At 67.2% G+C, this 18493-nt stretch carries 18 protein-coding genes; 7 read left to right on the top strand and 11 right to left on the bottom strand.

What is annotated here, in order from left to right:
• The first annotated feature begins 450 nt into the window (after positions 1 to 450).
• The 3 genes from dnaB to JSX79_RS00950 all read left to right on the top strand — a co-directional run bounded on the left by dnaB (position 451) and on the right by JSX79_RS00950 (position 4815).
• Complete coding sequence (gene dnaB, locus JSX79_RS00940) at positions 451 to 1818, top strand: replicative DNA helicase (RefSeq protein ID WP_070417481.1); 1368 nt, start codon at positions 451 to 453, stop codon at positions 1816 to 1818.
• A 488-nt stretch (positions 1819 to 2306) separates the two neighbouring features.
• Complete coding sequence (locus JSX79_RS00945) at positions 2307 to 3707, top strand: hypothetical protein (RefSeq protein ID WP_229084728.1); 1401 nt, start codon at positions 2307 to 2309, stop codon at positions 3705 to 3707.
• An 802-nt stretch (positions 3708 to 4509) separates the two neighbouring features.
• Complete coding sequence (locus tag JSX79_RS00950) at positions 4510 to 4815, top strand: hypothetical protein (RefSeq protein WP_229084730.1); 306 nt, start codon at positions 4510 to 4512, stop codon at positions 4813 to 4815.
• 194 nt (positions 4816 to 5009) lie between these two features.
• On the opposite strand, the gene JSX79_RS00955 is transcribed toward JSX79_RS00950, so the two are convergent.
• The 4 genes from JSX79_RS00955 to JSX79_RS00970 form a co-directional block, all read right to left on the bottom strand.
• Positions 5010 to 5489: a hypothetical protein gene (locus JSX79_RS00955; RefSeq protein ID WP_229084732.1), complete on the bottom strand. Its 480-nt coding sequence runs from the start codon at positions 5487 to 5489 to the stop codon at positions 5010 to 5012.
• The gene (locus tag JSX79_RS00960; protein ID WP_229084740.1) at positions 5486 to 5839 is read right to left on the bottom strand and encodes a hypothetical protein; all 354 of its coding nucleotides are present in this window, start codon (positions 5837 to 5839) and stop codon (positions 5486 to 5488) included. The genes JSX79_RS00955 and JSX79_RS00960 overlap by 4 nt, the downstream gene beginning before the upstream one ends.
• On the bottom strand, positions 5836 to 8307 hold the full coding sequence (locus JSX79_RS00965; RefSeq protein ID WP_229084742.1) for a S8 family serine peptidase: 2472 nt from the start codon (positions 8305 to 8307) through the stop codon (positions 5836 to 5838). The genes JSX79_RS00960 and JSX79_RS00965 overlap by 4 nt, the downstream gene beginning before the upstream one ends.
• Positions 8308 to 8368: 61 nt before the next feature.
• On the bottom strand, positions 8369 to 9343 hold the full coding sequence (locus tag JSX79_RS00970; RefSeq protein WP_229084745.1) for an AAA family ATPase: 975 nt from the start codon (positions 9341 to 9343) through the stop codon (positions 8369 to 8371).
• A gap of 70 nt (positions 9344 to 9413) precedes the next feature.
• Between JSX79_RS00970 and JSX79_RS18825 the strand changes: the two genes are divergently transcribed.
• A complete protein-coding gene (locus JSX79_RS18825) occupies positions 9414 to 9776 on the top strand; it encodes a helix-turn-helix domain-containing protein (protein ID WP_374474646.1) in 363 nt (120 codons plus the stop codon).
• A 616-nt stretch (positions 9777 to 10392) separates the two neighbouring features.
• Here the strand turns inward: JSX79_RS18825 and JSX79_RS00975 are convergent.
• From JSX79_RS00975 to JSX79_RS00995, 5 genes are all read right to left on the bottom strand, one after another.
• On the bottom strand, positions 10393 to 10587 hold the full coding sequence (locus JSX79_RS00975) for a hypothetical protein (RefSeq protein ID WP_229084748.1): 195 nt from the start codon (positions 10585 to 10587) through the stop codon (positions 10393 to 10395).
• Between the two features lie 942 nt (positions 10588 to 11529).
• Complete coding sequence (locus tag JSX79_RS00980) at positions 11530 to 12489, bottom strand: NAD-dependent epimerase/dehydratase family protein (RefSeq protein ID WP_229084750.1); 960 nt, start codon at positions 12487 to 12489, stop codon at positions 11530 to 11532.
• A gap of 8 nt (positions 12490 to 12497) precedes the next feature.
• Complete coding sequence (locus JSX79_RS00985; protein ID WP_229084753.1) at positions 12498 to 13475, bottom strand: alpha/beta hydrolase; 978 nt, start codon at positions 13473 to 13475, stop codon at positions 12498 to 12500.
• Between the two features lie 133 nt (positions 13476 to 13608).
• Positions 13609 to 14577 (bottom strand): hypothetical protein, encoded by a 969-nt coding sequence (locus JSX79_RS00990; RefSeq protein WP_229084755.1) that lies wholly within the window; start codon positions 14575 to 14577, stop codon positions 13609 to 13611.
• Positions 14574 to 16115 carry an MFS transporter gene (locus JSX79_RS00995; RefSeq protein ID WP_229084757.1) on the bottom strand — a complete coding sequence of 514 codons (1542 nt, stop codon included), beginning with the start codon at positions 16113 to 16115 and terminating at the stop codon, positions 14574 to 14576. The genes JSX79_RS00990 and JSX79_RS00995 overlap by 4 nt, the downstream gene beginning before the upstream one ends.
• Before the next feature lie 112 nt (positions 16116 to 16227).
• Between JSX79_RS00995 and JSX79_RS01000 the strand changes: the two genes are divergently transcribed.
• The gene (locus tag JSX79_RS01000; protein ID WP_229084759.1) at positions 16228 to 16659 is read left to right on the top strand and encodes a VOC family protein; all 432 of its coding nucleotides are present in this window, start codon (positions 16228 to 16230) and stop codon (positions 16657 to 16659) included.
• A gap of 6 nt (positions 16660 to 16665) precedes the next feature.
• Here the strand turns inward: JSX79_RS01000 and JSX79_RS01005 are convergent, their stop codons facing one another.
• On the bottom strand, positions 16666 to 17115 hold the full coding sequence (locus JSX79_RS01005; RefSeq protein ID WP_070417516.1) for a MarR family winged helix-turn-helix transcriptional regulator: 450 nt from the start codon (positions 17113 to 17115) through the stop codon (positions 16666 to 16668).
• A gap of 60 nt (positions 17116 to 17175) precedes the next feature.
• Between JSX79_RS01005 and JSX79_RS01010 the strand changes: the two genes are divergently transcribed.
• Together JSX79_RS01010 and JSX79_RS01015 are read left to right on the top strand one after the other, a co-directional pair.
• Positions 17176 to 17544 (top strand): VOC family protein, encoded by a 369-nt coding sequence (locus JSX79_RS01010; RefSeq protein WP_070417517.1) that lies wholly within the window; start codon positions 17176 to 17178, stop codon positions 17542 to 17544.
• 40 nt (positions 17545 to 17584) lie between these two features.
• Positions 17585 to 17827 (top strand): hypothetical protein, encoded by a 243-nt coding sequence (locus JSX79_RS01015; RefSeq protein WP_229084761.1) that lies wholly within the window; start codon positions 17585 to 17587, stop codon positions 17825 to 17827.
• Positions 17828 to 17878: 51 nt separating this feature from the next.
• Here JSX79_RS01015 and JSX79_RS01020 read toward each other — a convergent pair whose 3' ends face one another.
• Complete coding sequence (locus JSX79_RS01020) at positions 17879 to 18493, bottom strand: copper resistance CopC family protein (RefSeq protein WP_229084764.1); 615 nt, start codon at positions 18491 to 18493, stop codon at positions 17879 to 17881.

Below are 18493 nucleotides of genomic sequence, written 5' to 3' on the forward strand. Positions count from 1 at the left end.
GTCCCGCGCTGACCGGTTACTTCTCAGACAGGGTCGCGCTTGCTGGGAACGGCTTGGGAAAGTTGTCCTCAGGTTTCCGTTTGTCAACTGTTTTTACACAGGCGAAACGGTCGGATCGGCAACCTTCAATGCGTACTTGAACCCCACTTCTCCACACATGGTGTGGAACACGAAACCCCAGGTCAAGCGGTCGAAAGTGTGTTCCCCAGGCCACTTGTCCACACCCCTGTCCACAGTTGTCCACACAGCATCCCGGCGTGTTCCGCAGGCTCTCCACAGAGTTATCCACAGGGGCGTTTGCTGGGGATAACTCTGTCCCCGTAGCTTGGCCCAGCGACTCGGCGATGTCGGTCGCCCGGGGTAGAACAGGGACGGTCGGTTCGTCACGGCCGACGTCGACGGACCCGTCGCAGCCACTGGACGAGCCGCCACTGAACAAGAGGAGCAAGTGTGTCGATCGCGCATCTCGAACCCGCGCCGCAGGACTACGCGGATCGTGGTGGCGCGGAACGCACTCCCCCGCACGACATGCTCGCCGAGCAGTCGACGATCGGCGGCATGCTCCTGTCGAAGGACGCCGTGGCCGACGTCATCGAGACCGCACGTGGCGTGGACTTCTACATCCCCAAGCACGAGGTCATCTTCGACGCGATCCTGTCCCTCTACTCGCACGGTGAGCCGACCGACGTCATCGCCGTCACCGACGAGCTGACGAAGACCGGCCTGCTGTCCCGCGCCGGCGGCGCCGAGTACCTGCACAGCGTCACGAGCATGGTGCCCACCGCGGCGAACGCCGGGTACTACGCGGCGATCGTGGCGGAGAAGGCCGTCCTGCGCCGCCTCGTCGACGCGGGCACCCGCATCGTGCAGATGGGGTACGCGTCCGAGGGTGAGGTCACCGACCTCGTGAACAGCGCCCAGGCCGAGGTCTACAACGTCGCCGGTGGTGTCCAGACCGAGGACTACGTCCCCCTCACCGACGCCATCTCCGCCGCCCTCGACGAGATCGAGGCTGCGAAGGGGCGCGACGGGCAGATGACCGGTGTCCCGACCGGCTTCGCCCAGCTCGACGGCCTCACCAACGGCTTCCACCCCGGCCAGCTCATCATCATCGCCGCCCGACCGGCCCTCGGGAAGTCGACGCTCGCGCTCGACCTCTGCCGCGCGGCCGCGATCAAGCACAACGAGACTGCCGCGTTCTTCTCGCTCGAGATGGGTCGCGCCGAGATCGCGATGCGTCTGCTCTCCGCCGAGTCCAGCGTGCCCCTGCAGAACATGCGCAAGGGCACCGTCGACTCTCGCGACTGGACGACCATCGCGCAGACCCGTGGGCGGATCAACGACGCCCCGTTCTTCATCGACGACTCCCCCAACATGACGCTCGTCGAGATCCGGGCGAAGTGCCGGCGTCTCAAGCAGCAGCACAACCTCCGCATGGTCGTCATCGACTACCTGCAGCTCATGACATCCGGCAAGAAGGTCGAGTCCCGCCAGCAAGAGGTCTCCGAGTTCTCGCGTGCGCTGAAGCTCATGGCGAAGGAGCTCCAGGTCCCTGTCGTCGCACTGTCGCAGCTGAACCGTGGCCCCGAGCAGCGTGCCGACAAGAAGCCCCAGATCTCCGACCTGCGTGAGTCGGGCTCGATCGAGCAGGACGCCGACATGGTCATCCTGCTGCACCGCGAGTCGGCGTACGAGAAGGACAACCCGCGGCAGGGTGAGGCGGACCTCATCGTGGCGAAGCACCGCAACGGGCCGACGGACACGATCACGGTGGCGTTCCACGGGATGTTCTCGAGGTTCGTGGACATGCCGCAGTAGGAGCGCTTCTCGTGTGGTTTCCAAGAAGACATGTCCAGTTCTAAGCTCTGGCGTCACGACGATGCGAGAAGTAGAGCGCCTTCGGTGCTGACGGCAACGATGGCTCCTGCAAGACTCGTCGAGCCTCTCTCAGGCGTGTGATGACGCTCTGGCTGACGCGCGTGGTCTTGTATCGTGCATCTCGTCGGCTACGAAGAGCTCTTCCACCTCGGCGCAGCACCGAGGCGCCGAGGCCTCGAAGGTCTGAACGCGCACCACAACAAGCGTCTACCCCACGCACGACGCCGGCAACCGGCTGCCCGTACGAATCTCTCCGCCAGCGTCACCAACGTCGCGGCTTCCCGAAGCGCCAAGCTCGGATCGTCGGAGGCCACGGATAACCTAAAGCCTCGTGGCTATTGCAACCGTGGGCGCCTCCGCTGAGTCGGCGTTGACGACATGAAGGTGTGTGGCCACCTACTCAGTCCCTCTTTCGTACGGAGCGCGCTATGACTGGTATCGACACCTCGCAAGCGCCGCGCGGGGTCCTGGCTGCGCAACGTCTCGTGATGGCTGTTGCTGAGCAGGGAGACTTAGCAGAGCGTCACTATCTCGAACTCAAGAGCATCCTCGATCTTTCCACGAAGAAGGACAAGGAGAAGATCGCCAAGTTCATCCTCGGCGCAGCGAATCGCATGCCGGACACAGCAGCGGCTGCTTTCGAGGGCTACGCCGCGATGGTGATAGGCGTTGGCAGAGGTTTGATCGCGGGTATTCCGCCGATCGAGATGATGGAGATCGCAAAAATCGTCCAGCAGTACGTCGGTGCAGCCGGCCCTCGCTGGGACATCGTGTGGGTGCCAGTCCGAGACTCCACGAATCAGGTGCTGGTCGTACTGGTTGACCCGCCTATGCCCGGACAGGGGCCCTTCCCGTGCCGAAGCAGTGGTGACTCGCTGACCAACGGTCGCATCTACATCCGGGCCGACGGCGAAACGCGCGAGGCGAACGCGGACGAAGTCGACCTTCTTCTGCAACGCGGAAGCGCTGCGTCGAAGGTGGAGGTCGACTTCGCGGTTGAGTTGCTCGGGGAGATCTCGCCAATCAGTCACGCCAACGAGCGAACCATCGATGAGTATCTGAGCCGACAGACCGCTCGGCTGCTTGGCGCCCTCCCGACTCCGCAGCCGCTCACCGAAGTCGACGATGATTATCCGGTGAGCTCTAGCCGTGCGGCGCTTCTGGGGCTGAACGGACTTTCGTCGATCATGAGCGCAATGCTGATCCCGGAAGAGCGAACCGAAGAAACCTACCGTGCCTCCATCGATGCTTGGGAGGGCCGTTTCCGCGCTGCATGGTCCTCGGCGCGCGACCGGGTCGCGGCTAGCTTGCTCACCCCGATTATCGTCAAAGTGACCAACCGGACAACCGTGTTTTTCCGCGACGTCGAGATAAAGCTTCACCTCGAAGGCGAGGTGTTCGCGACAGACTTTGTGGATCCGGAATGGGCAGATGACTTCTCAGATCTCGAACTTCCGCACCCTCCACGCATTTGGGGACCGACCCAGCGGACGCTCAACATTCCGGACTACTCGCACCTTGCCTACATGCATCCCTCAACGCCGGGTCAGTATGTCCCGCCGTCTGTCAGCTTCAAGAACGGCGGATCGGTCGATCTCGATCTCAACATCGGCGAGCTTCGACCGCTCGGCAGCTACGAGTCTGAAGATGAAGAGTTCGTGCTCTTTGTGGCGGACGCATCCCTCACTGCCATCCACGGCACTTGGCAGCTTACGGCACGCGACCACAACGAGGTGTTTAAGGGCGAAATATTGCTTCCGGTCGCGAGCCCAGTCGACGTAACGCACGCAGCAAGGCGTGTGCTTCTTCTCCAGGATGAGGAGGAATAGCCGATGGCGAGCGTGCGAAGCCAGATCGCGTCGGCCGCGACGACTATGTCGGACACTCACCAGCGAAGTCCTCGCACAGATGGACCGGTATCTCACCGCCGTGCTTGAGGCATCTGGCCACCCAGCGCCGGTCCGAGAAATGCCTCCCGTGACCCTCCTGCCGGGAAGGCTCCGCCTGCGCGGCACCGTCGACGACTTTGACTTAGCCGAGCTGCACGCAGCAGTCCTGGATGGCCAACGAGTGCTGAGCGGCCTGGCAAGCGTTGCGCGAGTCCGGCCACGCGATGTCGCTTTGGTGCTCGCTGCCCATCCACCATCCGCCCGCGCACCGGCTGGGCCACCTGTTGATTGGCAACAGATTCAGGGAGACCCTCAGTCCTCCGTGTCGAGTATCGGCCCCGACGCCGATAACACTAGGCATGCGCGAGACCACGTCGCGGTCACCCGGTCGATCAGCTGACGACATTCTTGACTGAATCGTTCCGGGGCGGCGCTAGATGGGCCGGCAGCGGTAGATCGCGCCTACCACGCCTGGCCCTCCCTGATACGCATCGTCCCTGCTGCGTCCGTGCAGTACCCGACGGCACCACCGCACCGTAATGCTCAGTGCGGTCCCAATAGAAACGACGGGGCGGTCAGACGAATGGGCTGGCGGCCGACAACTGTTAGCCTCGTGGACGTCGGGTGCCTCTTGATCCGCGAGTTCAGAGAACGGTGCTTGGGATCCGCGACACATCGTACTTTCCGACCGCGAGTGTGCGGAAGGGTGCTCGCAGCCGACGACGCTTGAAAGGAAGCCAATATGTCGGCATTGGATATGGAAGGGGGCGTTGCGCGGCAGTTCGCGGCCCGCGGCGTCACTTTCACCGCAGGTGCAAGGGGTCCGGAGATCCCCGACGTCCTGGTGACCATCTATGGTGCAGTGGACGGGAACCCGCTTAGAGCTGACTTCCACGGGCCGAAGGGCGTCAGTGACGGCTCGTACAGTGTCCTGATGTTTGACCTTCGCACGAAGAACGAAGTCGGTAACTCGTCGAGCTCGATCAGTTTCGACCGTGCCCTCGATGGCATGGACTGGCGGAATGTGATTGGTGCCCTGACCCACTGACCCAGGGGTGTGTCGTGTTTGCCGCCTGCTCGCGCATAGTGGCTCCTTTCTCCTGCCTGTTCGCCGAGCACGCCTGCCAAGAAGTTCCAAGTGGGCCAACTCGTCGAGAGGCTAAAGTCGCTCGAGGCCATCACGATCGTGGCGATCATCGTGCACCCGACGAATCGAACCGTCGACAGGGATGACGGAGCTATTTACGGCGATCCCGTCCCGCCGGTGAAGAACAGAACGCCGACGAAGACACCGACGCCTATGGCCGCGATGGCGGCGAGGACCATTGACGCCGCAAGATAGCCCGAGGCGGTTGCGATCTCGTTCGCCTCCCACTGCTCGTACCAGTCCGCCCGATCCCGAACGATCTTTCGTGGCCAACCAAACGATGCTCGCATCGAGCACGCCAGGCTCGCGACGATGCAGGTGGCCGTTATTGCCAACGTGATGCCGGCGGTTGTGCGCCAACCAGTCGCGAGCATGTCGATTCGGGTGGGGGCGCCAAGGAACCCGCCCAGGGTTGTTAACGCGGATGCGAGCGTGGTTCCGTTACGCCACTTCTCCGCTGCGGCACGCACCGATGGCAGCTGCTGCTCGAGAAGCCGCTTAGTCCGTTTGGCGCGACGGCGGGATTCTTCCGATGACTGGCTCGTCGAGATCAGGCGTCCGGCACGCTCGCTCATGCTGGCACCGCGACAATCTGATCCCACACTCGACCGCAGCCGGTGCGTCCGATCGGAGAGCCGGGGTGCTCGTGCGAGCAGCCGCAACGGCGCTGCAGTTGCACGAAAAGCTCCTTGCTTGCCGTGGCAGATGCGGTGATAAACGACCCATCCACCATCAACACCTGCACTGGTTCAACGGAGCTCATCGCGCCATTGCAGAACAGGCACCAGCCTTCAATGACAACGTCGTCGCGGTCACCCTCGGTACGGCGCTTCACCGTCGACCAACGATCGGTTGGCGGGTCCGGGAAGCGGTCGGATTCGGACGCGTACGGGAGGTCGTCGACGTGCGTATGCGCTTCTATCATCCTCTGCTCCTTCCGGTTGCGCGAGCAGTTGAATCGGCGCTCTGCTGTGCCTGGTCTCGCAATTTCGCGGCCGTGAGTGCATGGACGTCGAGGTCGGGTCGACCAAGGTCCGTCAGCTCGACTGCCAACGCGAACGCCTGCGACGGGTACTTGCTCCGCTGTTCTTGGGTTCTCGGGTTGTGGGTGTGTGTGAGCAGCAAGAAGTAGTGCTCGTGTTCTTCGTACCAGCCGCCTTCGGGACGGAAGTACTCGCGCACCGTAAGCGTGTTCGACTGCATCTGCTGTTTGCCCGGCGTGAGGTCGGGGCGCTCCTTCTTCGGCCACAACTCCAACCGCACGAGCGTCGGGTCGGCTTCTGCGGCCTTCATTGACGGCTGGCGTTCGTACATCGCGACGACCTCCTCGAGGCTGTGGCCGCGAACGAAGTCGATGTCGATGTGCCCGGCCGTGTAGTTCCGCCGACTGCGGTGTACGGGCGGATCGTAAGCGAGCGCGACGCGAAGCCGACGGGCGGATGCGTCCGCGGCGAACTCGTCCGGGACGGGGAGCGCAACAATGTTGACTGAGTTCGTCGCGAGTACGCCTTCGTACGTCATGATCGCCGTGTTGCCACCGCTTTCCATCACGCGGTCGACCTGCGGGGCGCCGTAGAAGCTGACGTACCTGGTGCTATGAGGGTTGGGGAGCTTGTCCGTCGTTCCCGCCGACAGTGCGGTGAGGGCACGGAGCAGGTTCGGGGTCGCCTGCGGGTACCGGTCCGCTAGCCGCGCGATCTCATGAGCGACAAACGGCGCAGCGAGGCTGGTGCCGGTTGCGTACGCGAAGTGTCGACCGCCGGTACTCGGCCGCAGCGTGACGACGCTGAGGCCCGGGACGGCGGTCTCGGGCTGCTCTGTCGCCCGGTCGAACAGCCAGTTGCCGCCGACAGCTTGGAACTCGGGTTTGTGATGCGGATGATCGTTCCGTGCGACGGCCGGCCCTGTGCGTGTGAAAGGAGACGCCCCACCAGCCGTCTTCGTGATCGGAAACGCGGTCGGCGTCGCATTGCTGTCGTACGCTATCTCTCCGACAACACTGCCGACCGTGACGGCGAGCGCGGCGTTGCCCGGTTCAGCAATACGGGAGTCTGCTGCGGCAAGGTACCCCGGGTACCCGTCCAGCCAGTGGGCCTCAACTGCGGAGAGGTTGCCGGCGCTTCCGACGACGACCATGCCGAGTTCGCGCGCGAGCCGATCGATCAGCGCCGTCGTCTCCGATGGCAGCGCCCCCGATTCGGGGGCGGTTCGATTGAACGAGCACACTACGATCCGCACATGCTGATCGTGGAGCCATCGGAACGCCTGCTCGAGGTATTCGGGGAACGACTCGGCGGCTTGCGCGGCGATGCCATCGTCCGAGGCGCGCAGCACTCGGGCCGCGACGATCGGATGCGGTGCGTCGAACGCCTCTCCACGCATGATTGCTCCGACGTCCCCGTATGCAGCGATGCCCGCTACTTGTGTCCCGTGCGCGGTGAAGTGGCCCAGGTTCTGCGGGAACGACGCCGACGCGATCACGACTCCGTCCAACCATGGGTTCGCTTCGGACACCAGGTCATCGATGATTCCGATCGGCTCTCCGCGTGCGATGACGGGCTCACTCGGCGCCGTGTACTCAGACCGTCCGCCATCGTCGTCCGCGAGGGGAGCCACAGGCAGACGTAGCGGACCGGAGACTCGCTCTACGAGCGAATTGCCAAGGACTCGTTCCAAGGCGACACGATCGACTCTCGCGCGCACGCCGGGATTGTCCGTACCGAGGTCCGTTGCGAACACCGTGACCGCCGGATTCGCTTCTGCGGCCGCTTCAATCTCAGCGACGACTTCGTCCACGCGAGCTGCAGCGACGCGGCCGGCATTGGCCGCGGCGATCGACGTGGGCCACAGGGAGATCTCAACAAGCGTCGTCTCGTCGTCGTCGGGAAACGTCAGGTCATCGCCGACTCGATCCGCCCGGCTATACACGCTGATGCCGTTAACGTTCTCCAGCGCCGCTCCCCAGACGCCCTCATCCGCGTAACTGTCGGGATCGACGCCGTATTCGTCGACGATTTCCTCGAATGCGGACCTGGCGTCCTCGCTTGACAGCACGAAGTACTCGCGGCCGCCAGTGATCGCCAGCAGCTGCATGGCCCACTTGTTGAACATGGCGCGGCCGCCGTCCTTGAAGTGACCTCGCCCGGAGAACTTCAGCACGACGCGTCCGAGGTCGTCGGCGTCCGCAATCGTCTCATCGTCATCGTCTTGAGGATCAGTCGTCGCGGTCTCGACGCGCCGAGTAAAAGCGCCCCCCGATGCAAGCCCCTCCAACACCCCTCGCAGCGTCGTCGCGTGCGCGGAGTGATCGAACCCCGTGCCATCGCGCGACGGAACGGGATCGGCGCGGCGCGACGTTAGCGGAAGCGGATCTGTGAGCTTGAGATGGTCCACCTCCCGAGACTAGGGAAAGATGCTCAGGTTTCGCCAGTGGACCACGACCCCATCTCGGGGGTCAGGACCATCGCCGACCGACGGTCTCCGTCAAGGCGAGGGAGACATCGTCGATGTTGACCTTTTTGCGATGCGCGAGGATCGCTCGCCGCTTCGCACTGTCGAGCAGGAACTGCACCGCCGCATGCGGGAGCCCGGACAAGCGCGCCGCGATTCCCGCCACGTCAAAGGCGGAGAAGCCTAGCGGGAGTTCGTGACGCAGCATGGTCTCGATCTGTCCGACGGTGGGCAGACCCAATTCGCTGATTACATCGAAACGGCGCCACAGCGCTGCGTCCAGTACTTCTGCGTGATTGGTGGCCGCAACGATCAACGATCCGCCCCGATATCCATCGATCATTTGCAGCAGCGCGTTCACAACGCGCCGCAACTCTCCGTGATCGGTGGGATCATCGCGGAGTTTGCCGATCGAATCGAACTCGTCGAGGAAGAACACGTAGGACCCGTTCGACACGTATTCGAACAAGTTTGCGAGGTTCGTCGCCGTCTCCCCGATGAAGCTAGAGATCAGACCCTCGACACGGGCGGTCACCAGTGGCCGTCCGAGAGCACCCGCGAGAGCCGCGGCCGCCGAGGTCTTCCCGCAACCGGGTGGGCCAGCCAGCAATACTCGGTTGCGGCGCGGCACATTCATCCGGTCCAGCTCAGGCCACCGACGCACCTCCTGCACGAGTCCGGTGAAGGTTTCGCGGACAGCGGGTGCCAAGGTCAGATCGTCGAGCTGCACATCCGGGTGCGACACCCGCGCCAACGGGAGTGCACTGTCTCGATCGGTCGGCGGCTCCGGCATCCGCGGAATCTCACGGACAGACACCTCGGAACCTCCCGCTGCCAGGAGATGCCTCAACTCGGTCGCGAGGACCGTGTGCCGCTTTCGCTCTTCGTTCGCGATGATCGCCTGAGCCGCGCGACGGAACTTTAGGTCATCTCGCTCGCCGTACGCGGAGATGAGGTCGCGAAGATCTCGAGCCGTCATAGCCTCACTTTAGCACTGTCGACAAGGTAGCTAGTAACATACTGCTAATATGGCGGACATGATTCGGCCGATGGGAGCCCGGGATGACGGGCGCGCACAGCGTGCAGTGGACGTTGGGGCGGCCCTGCTTAAAGCACGTAAGAAAATCCCAAATATGACGCGGAGAGAGCTTGCTTCGCGCACTGGAGTGAATCCCTCGACGATCCAGAAGATCGAGCACGGCGACGTCGCCAACCCCGGAGTGTTCACTTTGGCGTTGCTCGCCGTAGAGCTGAGGGTGGACATCTCGGATGCGCTCCGCAGCTTGACGGGCAGGATCGTCGCTCGCCCGATGTCGGACAGACCGGACCCGCGTCCGGCTCGCGCGTTGAGGGTGAGCGATGAGGGCGGGGCCCGGTCGGTCGCAGGCGGGGAGTACGACGGGTCGCAATAACTTTGGAATGCACAGTCGTTGCTCCCAACCTCGACCCGATGAGTTGGAGAAGAGGGCCGGACGTCGGGGATGCAGCCGCTACGCTGCCAAACAAGACTTTTCCCGCAGGGAGGTTGACCGCGGACGAACGCTTTCGACGGACCCGAGCATTCATCCTCGCGGGCCTTGCCACCGTCACGATATGGGTGGCTCTGGCGGCACCGATTGTCGGCGTCCCTGCGACCGACTCGATGTTCGATGTCCTCTTCGCGTTCGGGCACATCGTTCTTACCCTGAAGCTCGCGTAGATGAGAGTGGCTGGGATCGCGACGATTCTGAGCGCCGGCTACACCACTGCGAGTATCCCTGGCGTGCACTCCGGGCTGCCGAACGCGACGTCCCTGCAACTCGTCGTTACGCTGCTTAGCGTCGTTGCGGTGTGCTTCGCGATTGCGGCGACGGTCTCTGGGAAGACGCACGCGAAAGACGAGTGTCAGGCGTGGGGTCTGTTCGTCAAGCTAATGAAGAAGCTGAGCACTTGGGCTCGCCTTCTTAGGTGGCGTCGGCTTGCTTGGCTTCGACTTCTTCATCGTTTTCTCCGGGCTGCCGCGGGGTCCGAAGCCATAGGTACTGCCGCCTAGTGTGGGCGACGCTCGCGCTGCACCCAATCGCGAACTTCAGCGTCAGCAAGGATCTGCTCGCGCAGTTCCTCGTCGACGAAGGGATGACGGACGAGGCGGTCGAGCTCTCGCATGAGCTGACGCCGGCGGGCTGTTGGCCCGTCGACGGTGAGCTGGCGCAGGGCTTCCTCGTCGATCCGCCTGGCGGTCACGCTCGGAAGCTAGCCACGCCGGCTGGATGCGCGACGATGGGGACGCGAGGAAGCCCGGGGAGGTGACTCGTTTCGAGGATCGCAGCGGCAACGGCGTGCCTGACTCGGCGATCCGTCTCATCTCCCCGAAGACGTCCCGCCCGAGGTTGTTCGCGACGTCATCGTTCCAGAGCAGCGTCATGCCGCGCACTGGCACCTCGCAACCACGACTCGGATTCTTCAGCTGACGCCCTCGGGAGACTCGCTGACGCGCACCGCCCTTGAGGGTCACTCAAGTTGAAACAGCCGGTGCCAGCACTATGGGACATATTGGCTCTCGAGGCCGGCGTGACAGGGGGTTTGAAAAGCCTTCTGAAGTCGATCCTCACAGTGACAGTCTTTTCTGGAACGCACATCTCGTCTCGCAGCACGTTGTCCAACGCGTCGGTCCAGAGCGGACCGTCGTCCTGTTCGTTCGTCACAACCAGGAGTGTCCAGTCACCCTCGAAGCGTTACACATCGACGACTGCACGCGGCGACCGGTGGCGGACGGGAGGCGCGGTGCGGGCTGGCACCGCGCCTCCCGTCCGCCGTCCGGTCACCGTCCGGGCGCGACCAGTAATCCGCCTGGATGACCAGGAGCTCCCCCCGGACCTCCGAGCGCAGGGTGATGGTGCGCGGGTCCCACACCGACCCACCCAGCCGCGTCTCCGGATCGATCCCGAGGCTCGTCGCCAGCGCTTTGGGGGTCGCCCCGTCCGCAGGACGGACGGAGAGCGCCGTCCAGCACCCGCCGGAAGCGCACTCCTTCTGCTCGTCGACCACCGTGCTCCCGGCAGGCAGCCGGACCGAGTCGGCCGAGGGCACGTCCCCTTCGGTCGCGAAAACGGTAAGGGGAGCGAATCGCACCAGCGCGAGCACGGCGAGCCTCCGTGGGTGATCGGACGGCGCCGGAGCGAGACGTCAGCGCACAGCTGCGAGCACCGCCGCCTCCTCGGCCACCCCGAGCCCCGCCCACCGCGGCCGCTCCACCCCACGCGCCCGTTCGTCGTCGAGCACCCCGGCGAGGGTCTCCGTCAGCGGACGACTCCGACCCCCGGCATCGCGGAACGCCCGCGCAGACCGGTGCATCAGCGCCGCATCGGAGTGCGGAAGCCACAGCGGCAACGACCTCGGCCCCGCCCAGTACTGCACGTCGTGTGAGAGCAGGACGTCGTCCTCGACCTCGACGAGCTCGCCGTCGAAGCCCGTGGCCTCGACGGCCAGGCGGAAGAAGTCCCGCATCGGCACGACCTCGCCGACGGCGTTCACGACCCCGGTGTGACCCGTCCGCCAAGCACGTCCGACCCACGCGGCCAGGTCCGCGACGTCGATGACCTGCACGGAACGCCCTTCCGACGTGGGGACCAGCACCGGCCCGGGTCGGTTGAGTCGGGCGGGCCAGTACCCGAACCGGTCGCTCGGGTCGCCCGGGCCGACGATGAGGCCGGGTCGGGCGACCAGGAGCCGCGATCCGAGTCGGTCCGCACTGCTCCGCTCGGCAGCGACCTTGGCGTCCGCGTACTGCGTCAGGTCGACGGGTTCGACGACCTCGGCGGTCTCGTCCGCGCCCGGTTCGTCGTTCCGGGCGTAGACCGAGGTGGTCGAGACGAGCGTCCAGTGCGCGGCGGCGTCAGCGAGCGCGTCGAGCGCCGGACGGACGAGCGCCGGGTCGGACGAGAGCTCGACCACCTCGTCCCACGCGCCGCGCACGGGTTCGTAGGCACCGTCCGCGCGACGATCGGTGCGGACGAGTCGGGCGCCGTCCGGGACGTCACCCGTCGCACCGCGTGCGAGGCAGGTGACCTCGACGCCGTCCTCGAGGAGGTCCCGGACGATCGCACGTCCGAGCCATCCGGTCCCACCCAGCACCAGTGCCCGCATGGACCCATTCAACCGTGGTCGACACCGAGCGTCCGGCTCGTCCACCCGGCCAGTGCGGCGGTCGCCGTCCTCGAGATCGTGGCGTCGGGGAGCATGCTCGTGAAGCCGTGGAAGGCTCCTGGCCACACGTGGAGCTCGGCGTCGACGCCCGCTGCCCAGAGTCCGCTCGCGAAGGCCACGGTCTCGTCGCGGAAGACCTCGGCGCTGCCGCAGTCGATGTAGGTGCGCGGGAGTCCGGCGAGGTCCGTCGCCCGCGCGGGAGCGGCGTACACGGACACGTCGTCGGTGGCGCGTCGGCTGCCGAGGTAGGCGTCCCAGCCGAACCTGGTCAGCTGGCGGTCGGCGACGCCGACACCGTCGATCTGCACGGTGGAGACGGTCTCGTCGCGGTCGTCGAGCATCGGCGACACGAGGATCTGGGCCAGCAGCGACGGCCCGCGTCGGTCGCGGGCGAGCAGGGCCGTGCCCGCTGCGAGGCCACCCCCGGCGCTCTGCCCGGCGATGACGATGCGGTCCGGGTCGATGCCGAGCTCCTCGGCATGCTCGGACACCCACACGAGCCCGGCGTAACAGTCCTCGACCGGGAACGGGTCCGGGTACTCGGGCGCGAGGCGGTAGTCCACGCTGACGAGCACGACGTCGTGGACCAGCAGCCACTCGTCGTAGGAGTCGAGGTTCCCGAGGTGGTGACCGAACACCATGCCGCCCCCGTGGATCGTGTACACGCCCGTGGTCGCTCCGGTGCGACCGATGCGCTGGATCACCGCGAGGTCGATCGGGTCGCCGCGGTGACCGGGCACGGTGATGCGTCGACGCTCGTACCCGCGGGCGTGCAGCCGTGCATCGAGTTCGGCCTCGGTGACGTCGAGCTGCCGCATGTGCGGCAACACCTCGGGCGTGATGGTGACGGGACCGCGCGCTGCGAAGGCTTCGAGGAACGGCACGAGTTCGGGGTCGAACGGCGGGCGGGTGATGACTTCGGACACGGGTGCACTCCTTCGATGAAGAAGTGGCGACCCCCGTGAGCCGCGTGTGAGTACCCGGCAGCCGATGGGGCGCGGGCCTTTTCCCTCTGCGCCCGACGATAGCGCATCCCCGACGGGCGCCCACCCACGCCGATCAGGTCGGTCGGTGCTGCTCCGCGTACCGACGCGCACGACCGATCCGCCGTACCGAGAGCGGGATCGCCCAGGCGAGCACGACGACCATCGCGACCAGGAAGACCACGGGCAGCAGCCCCAGGTCGCCGCGGACCGCGGACGACACGAACTGGAACGCGATGGCGACGTACAGCAGGCCCGTGAACACCAGCTGGAACTGCAGGGCCAGGGGGACGATCCGGGCGTACCGGACCGCTCCGGCGCGGTCGGCCTCGTCGAGCGGGAGCTCCTTGCCCCGCAGCACCACCTTCGCGTACCGCTGCAGGCGGCCGAGGTCCCGCCCACCGCTGTCGCGGAGCGCGCGGTTCAGCGGGAGCGCCACGACGATCGCGGCCATCGCCGTCGCGGTGAAGGTCAGCTGGCCGCCGAGCAGCACGACCTGGAGGAGCGCGCCGCCCCGGTCCGAGAAGGCCGCAAGGAGCGTCACCCCGATCGTGCAGACCACCGCAGCGATGACGAAGGTCGTCGCGATCGAGCGGATCGCGCGTCGGACCAGCCCGACGCCGGGGACGTCGTCGCTCAGGTCGCTGATGGGCGCCTCGGTGCCGCGGAACAGCGCACCGAGCGGGCGGGCGACGGCGAGGAGCACCCCGGCCCCGACGACGAGCAGCACCGGCACCCAGAGGGGCGCCTGCGCCGACAGAGCCGTCAGCACGAAGACCACGGCGGCCACGACGTCGACGGCGGCGACGACCGCCGAGACCCGGAACAGGGAGCGCTGGCTCTCGGGGGACGAGCGGTGGTCGTAGTAGCCGGCCAAGGCCCCGACGAGGACCGGCCCCATGACGACGAGCGGTGTGCAGACGGCCGCGGCGACGAGCCAGCCGTGCGCCGCGCTCCCGAGCTCGAGCGCCACGAGCAGCCCGCCACCGAGGGACAGCGCCGTCGCGACGACGATCGTGGCGATGTACAGCAGGACCCGGATCACACCGTCGCCTCGGTCCCCCGGATCCGCCCGACGACGACGTCGACGATCCCCGCGAGCAACGCCGCCGCGACGAACCCGAGCGCGACGCCCAGGCCGAGCGGCAGCCCCTGCGCGTAGTCGCCCTTCGAGCTCGCGAGCGCCGAGTAGAAGACGCTGCCGACGGCGGCGATCCCGATCGCGGACCCGACGCGCGCACCGACCTGGATGAGCCCGCCGGCCGAGCCGCCCTGCTCCACCGGCACCTCGGACAGCGTGAGCGTCTGGTTCGGCGAGATCGTCAGTCCGGAGCCGACACCGGCGACGAGGAGCGGCACGACGAGCCACCACCCGAGGTCGGACCGGTAGTGGTTCGCGACGACCCAGATGACCCCACCGAGGCCGATCAGGACCAGTACGGTCCCGACGACGATGAGCTGTCGGCCGAACCGCGAGACGACGCGACCGCCGATGGTCGACGCGACCCCGGACCCGATCGCGAACGGCACGGACGACAGGCCGGCGAGCAGCGCGGAGTACCCGAGGCCCGACTGCAGGGCCAGCGTCAGGACGAAGAACAGCGGCGTGAACCCGGCGAAGTACAGCGTCGCGAGCCCGACACCGAGCGAGAACGACCGGCGGCGGAACAGCCCGAGGTCGATGACGGGCTCTTTCGACCGCGCGTACCGCCGTTCCCACAGCACGAACAGCGCGCCGAGCACGACGGCGGCGACCACGAGCCACCACTTCGCCGTGCCCTTCCACTCCTGCGACTGCACGAACGGCAGCAGCAGGGCGACCACCGCGGCGCCGAGCAGGACGATCCCGACCGGGTCGAAGTCGTGCTTCCGGCCGCGTTCCACCCGGCTCGCCGCCGGCAGGTAGCGGAAGGCCAGGAGGATCGTGACGAGTCCCACGGGCAGGTTCACGAAGAAGACGAACCGCCAGCCGTTCTCGGTGCCGAAGGCCGTGATGAGCAGACCACCGACGAGGGGGCCGATCGCCGTGGCGATGCCGACCGTGGCGCCGAACAGCCCGAAGGCGGTGCCGCGCTCCTTCCCGCGGAACAGCTGCTGGATGAGGGCCGTCACCTGGGGCGTGAGCAGACCACCGGCGAGGCCCTGCACCAGCCGCGCGACGACCAGGACGATCCCGTTCGGGGCGAAGCCGCAGAGCGCGCTCGCCAGGGTGAACAGGCCGACCCCGATGACGAACATGCGCCGGCGGCCGGAGGCGTCGCCCAGTCGACCGCCGGGGACGAGCAGGAGCCCGAACGACAGTGCGTAGCCGGACAGGATCCACTGCACGGCCTCCGGGGTGGCCCCGGGGAGTCCGGACGAGATCGACTGCAGTGCGACGTTGACGATCGACACGTCGAGCAGGACGATGCCGCCGCCGAGCAGGCAGATGACGAGGGCCTTCCACCGGTTCGGGTCCGGCTGGTCGCCGGAGCCGGTGTCGGTGCGTTCGGGTGGCGCGGCGGTGGCCGCGTGGTGCGCATCGTGGTGCGCGACGGTGGGAGCCGCGTCGGGCTCGGTGGGGAGTCGGTGTTCGGGTGCCATGACGCTCTCACGCTAGGCCGCGGATCCCGCGCAGGTCCGGCGAGCACGGATCTTGTCCACACCTTCAGGAGGCGCGGTGCGGGTCCGGTACGCCGGCTGGCAGCATGGCCTGGTGACGACCGATCCGGACCCCGCCCTCGTCCCCGAGCTCCTCGTCGCCGACGTGGACGCGAGCATCGCCTTCTGGTCCGGCCTGTGCGGGTTCGCCGTGGCCTACGCGCGTCCCGAGGAGCGGTTCGCCTACCTGACGCTCGGGTCGGCGCACGTCATGCTCGAGCAGGCCGGGGTCGGCCGGAACTGGCTCACCGGGCCGCTCGATCGACCACTCGGCCGCGGGATCAACCTGCAGATCGGTGTCCCGGACGCGGACGTCGTCGCGGCGTCGCTCCGTGCCGGCGGTGTCGAGCTCTTCATGCCGGCGGAGACGCGCTGGTACCGCGCGGGCGACGAGGAAGCCGGGGTGCGGCAGTTCCTGGTCACCGATCCCGACGGCTACCTGCTGCGCTTCCAGTCGTCCACGGGGCGTCGACCGGTCGCGCCGTAGCGCGACTCACGCGTCGTCGCGCAGCGACCGCACCATGCTCCGCAGTGCTCGGAGCGCCGCGCCCTGCTCGTCGGCCGACATCCCGCTGAGCATCCGGACCTCGACCCCGCGGACGGCTGCCGAGGCCTCGGCGAGACGCTCCCGCCCGAGCGGGGTGAGCTGGACCGGCAGCGCCTTGCCCACCGGTGCCTCCGACGCGCGCGACACCGAGCCGTCCCGTTCGAGCGCCTGCAGCAGGACGTTCATCGACTGTCGTGTCACGAACGCCCCGCGAGCGAGGTCGGAGTTCGACGACCCCGGGCGCTGCGCGAGCAGCTCGAGGCACGAGTAGTGCGTGACGGTCATGCCGAGCGGGCGCAGGACCGACTCCATCGCGGTGCGGAGCGCGCTCGCGGCCTCCTTGAGCAGGTACCCGAGGGACGTGTCCAGGTCGATGCCGTGTCCGTCTTGACGCATGTCAGTAGTCTGACATAGGTTCGTCCGTGTCAGATAACTGACACCAACGAAGGAGACCCCATGCCCGTCACCGGCCCCGACTTCATCTCGCTGCAGACCCGCGATCTCGATGCATCCCAGGCGTTCTACGAGCAGTACCTCGGGCTCGTCCGGTCGCAGGCGGGTCCGCCGCACGCGGTCGTCTTCGAGACCACGCCGATCGCGTTCGCCCTGCGCGACCTCGTGCCCGGCACCGACCTCGACGCCGTGGCGCAGCCGGGCATCGGCGCGGCGATCTGGCTGCACGCGACCGACGTCCAGGCGATCCACGACGCCTTGGTCGCCGACGGCCACCGGATCGTGTCCGCGCCGATCGACGGCCCGTTCGGTCGGACGTTCACCTTCGCCGACCCGGACGGGTACCAAGTGACGTTGCACGACCGCGCCTGACGCCCTGGCACGGGCGGACCGGACGGTCTACGGTGTCGCCATGAGCGATGACGCCGGGGACGAGCAGCTGTGGCGGTCGATCGTCGGGCGCCCGGCGCTCTGGATGGCCGTGGGGTGGACCGCCCTGGGCGTGGTGTGGCTCGTGTTCGCCGCGATCGAGGGCGGCGACGACGCGTGGCGGTGGATCATCGGTGCGGTCTGGACCGCGCTCGGTGTCGGCCGGATCGCCGTCGCGGTCTGGGACCGGCGGCACCACCGTGGGCGGTACGCCGCCGGGCGCTGACCCGGCGGCGCGGGCGGTACGCCGGGCGCTGACCCGGCGGCGCGGCTCGTGTCACTCGTCGTCGGGGGTGGTCCGGCGACGGGCGACCAGCAGGACGGCGACGAGCGCGGCGGCGACCACGATCGCGATCCCGCCGAGGACCCACGGCGTCGCCCCGGGCCCGGACGATCCGGCCGTGGCGCTGGTCGCACCGGCACCGGCACCGGCTGTGACGCTCGGCGTCGGGGTGCCCGCGCTCGGGGTCTGCGTCGGTCCCGTCGCCGTCGGGGTCGGGGTCGGGGTCGGCGCTCCGGTCGACGTGAACCGGTAGCTCCCCGAGATCGGGTGTCCGTCCACCGAGACGCTCCTCCAGGTCACCGTGTACGAGCCGGCAGCCGTGAGGTCGGCGGCCGTGCGCAGCGTGCTGCCGTCGACGTCGACACTCCCCGCGCCGACCTCGGCGCCGTCCGGGCCGGTCACGCTGACGACGATCCCGGACTCGAGCCCGGCCAGCGGCGGCTCGGAGAACGTGAGGGCGACCTGGTCGAGGTCACCTCCGACCGTCGCGTCCGCAGCGGGTGCGGTCGAGGCGAGGACGTCGTGGGCGGACGCGGGGGCCGCCGTGACGAGGACGAACGCCAGGGCGACGGCCGACGCGGCGGTGGCGAGGAGGGCACGGAAGGGCAC

Origin of the sequence: Curtobacterium sp. GD1, from assembly GCF_020882855.1 — a bacterium.
Lineage (GTDB): Bacteria > Actinomycetota > Actinomycetes > Actinomycetales > Microbacteriaceae > Curtobacterium.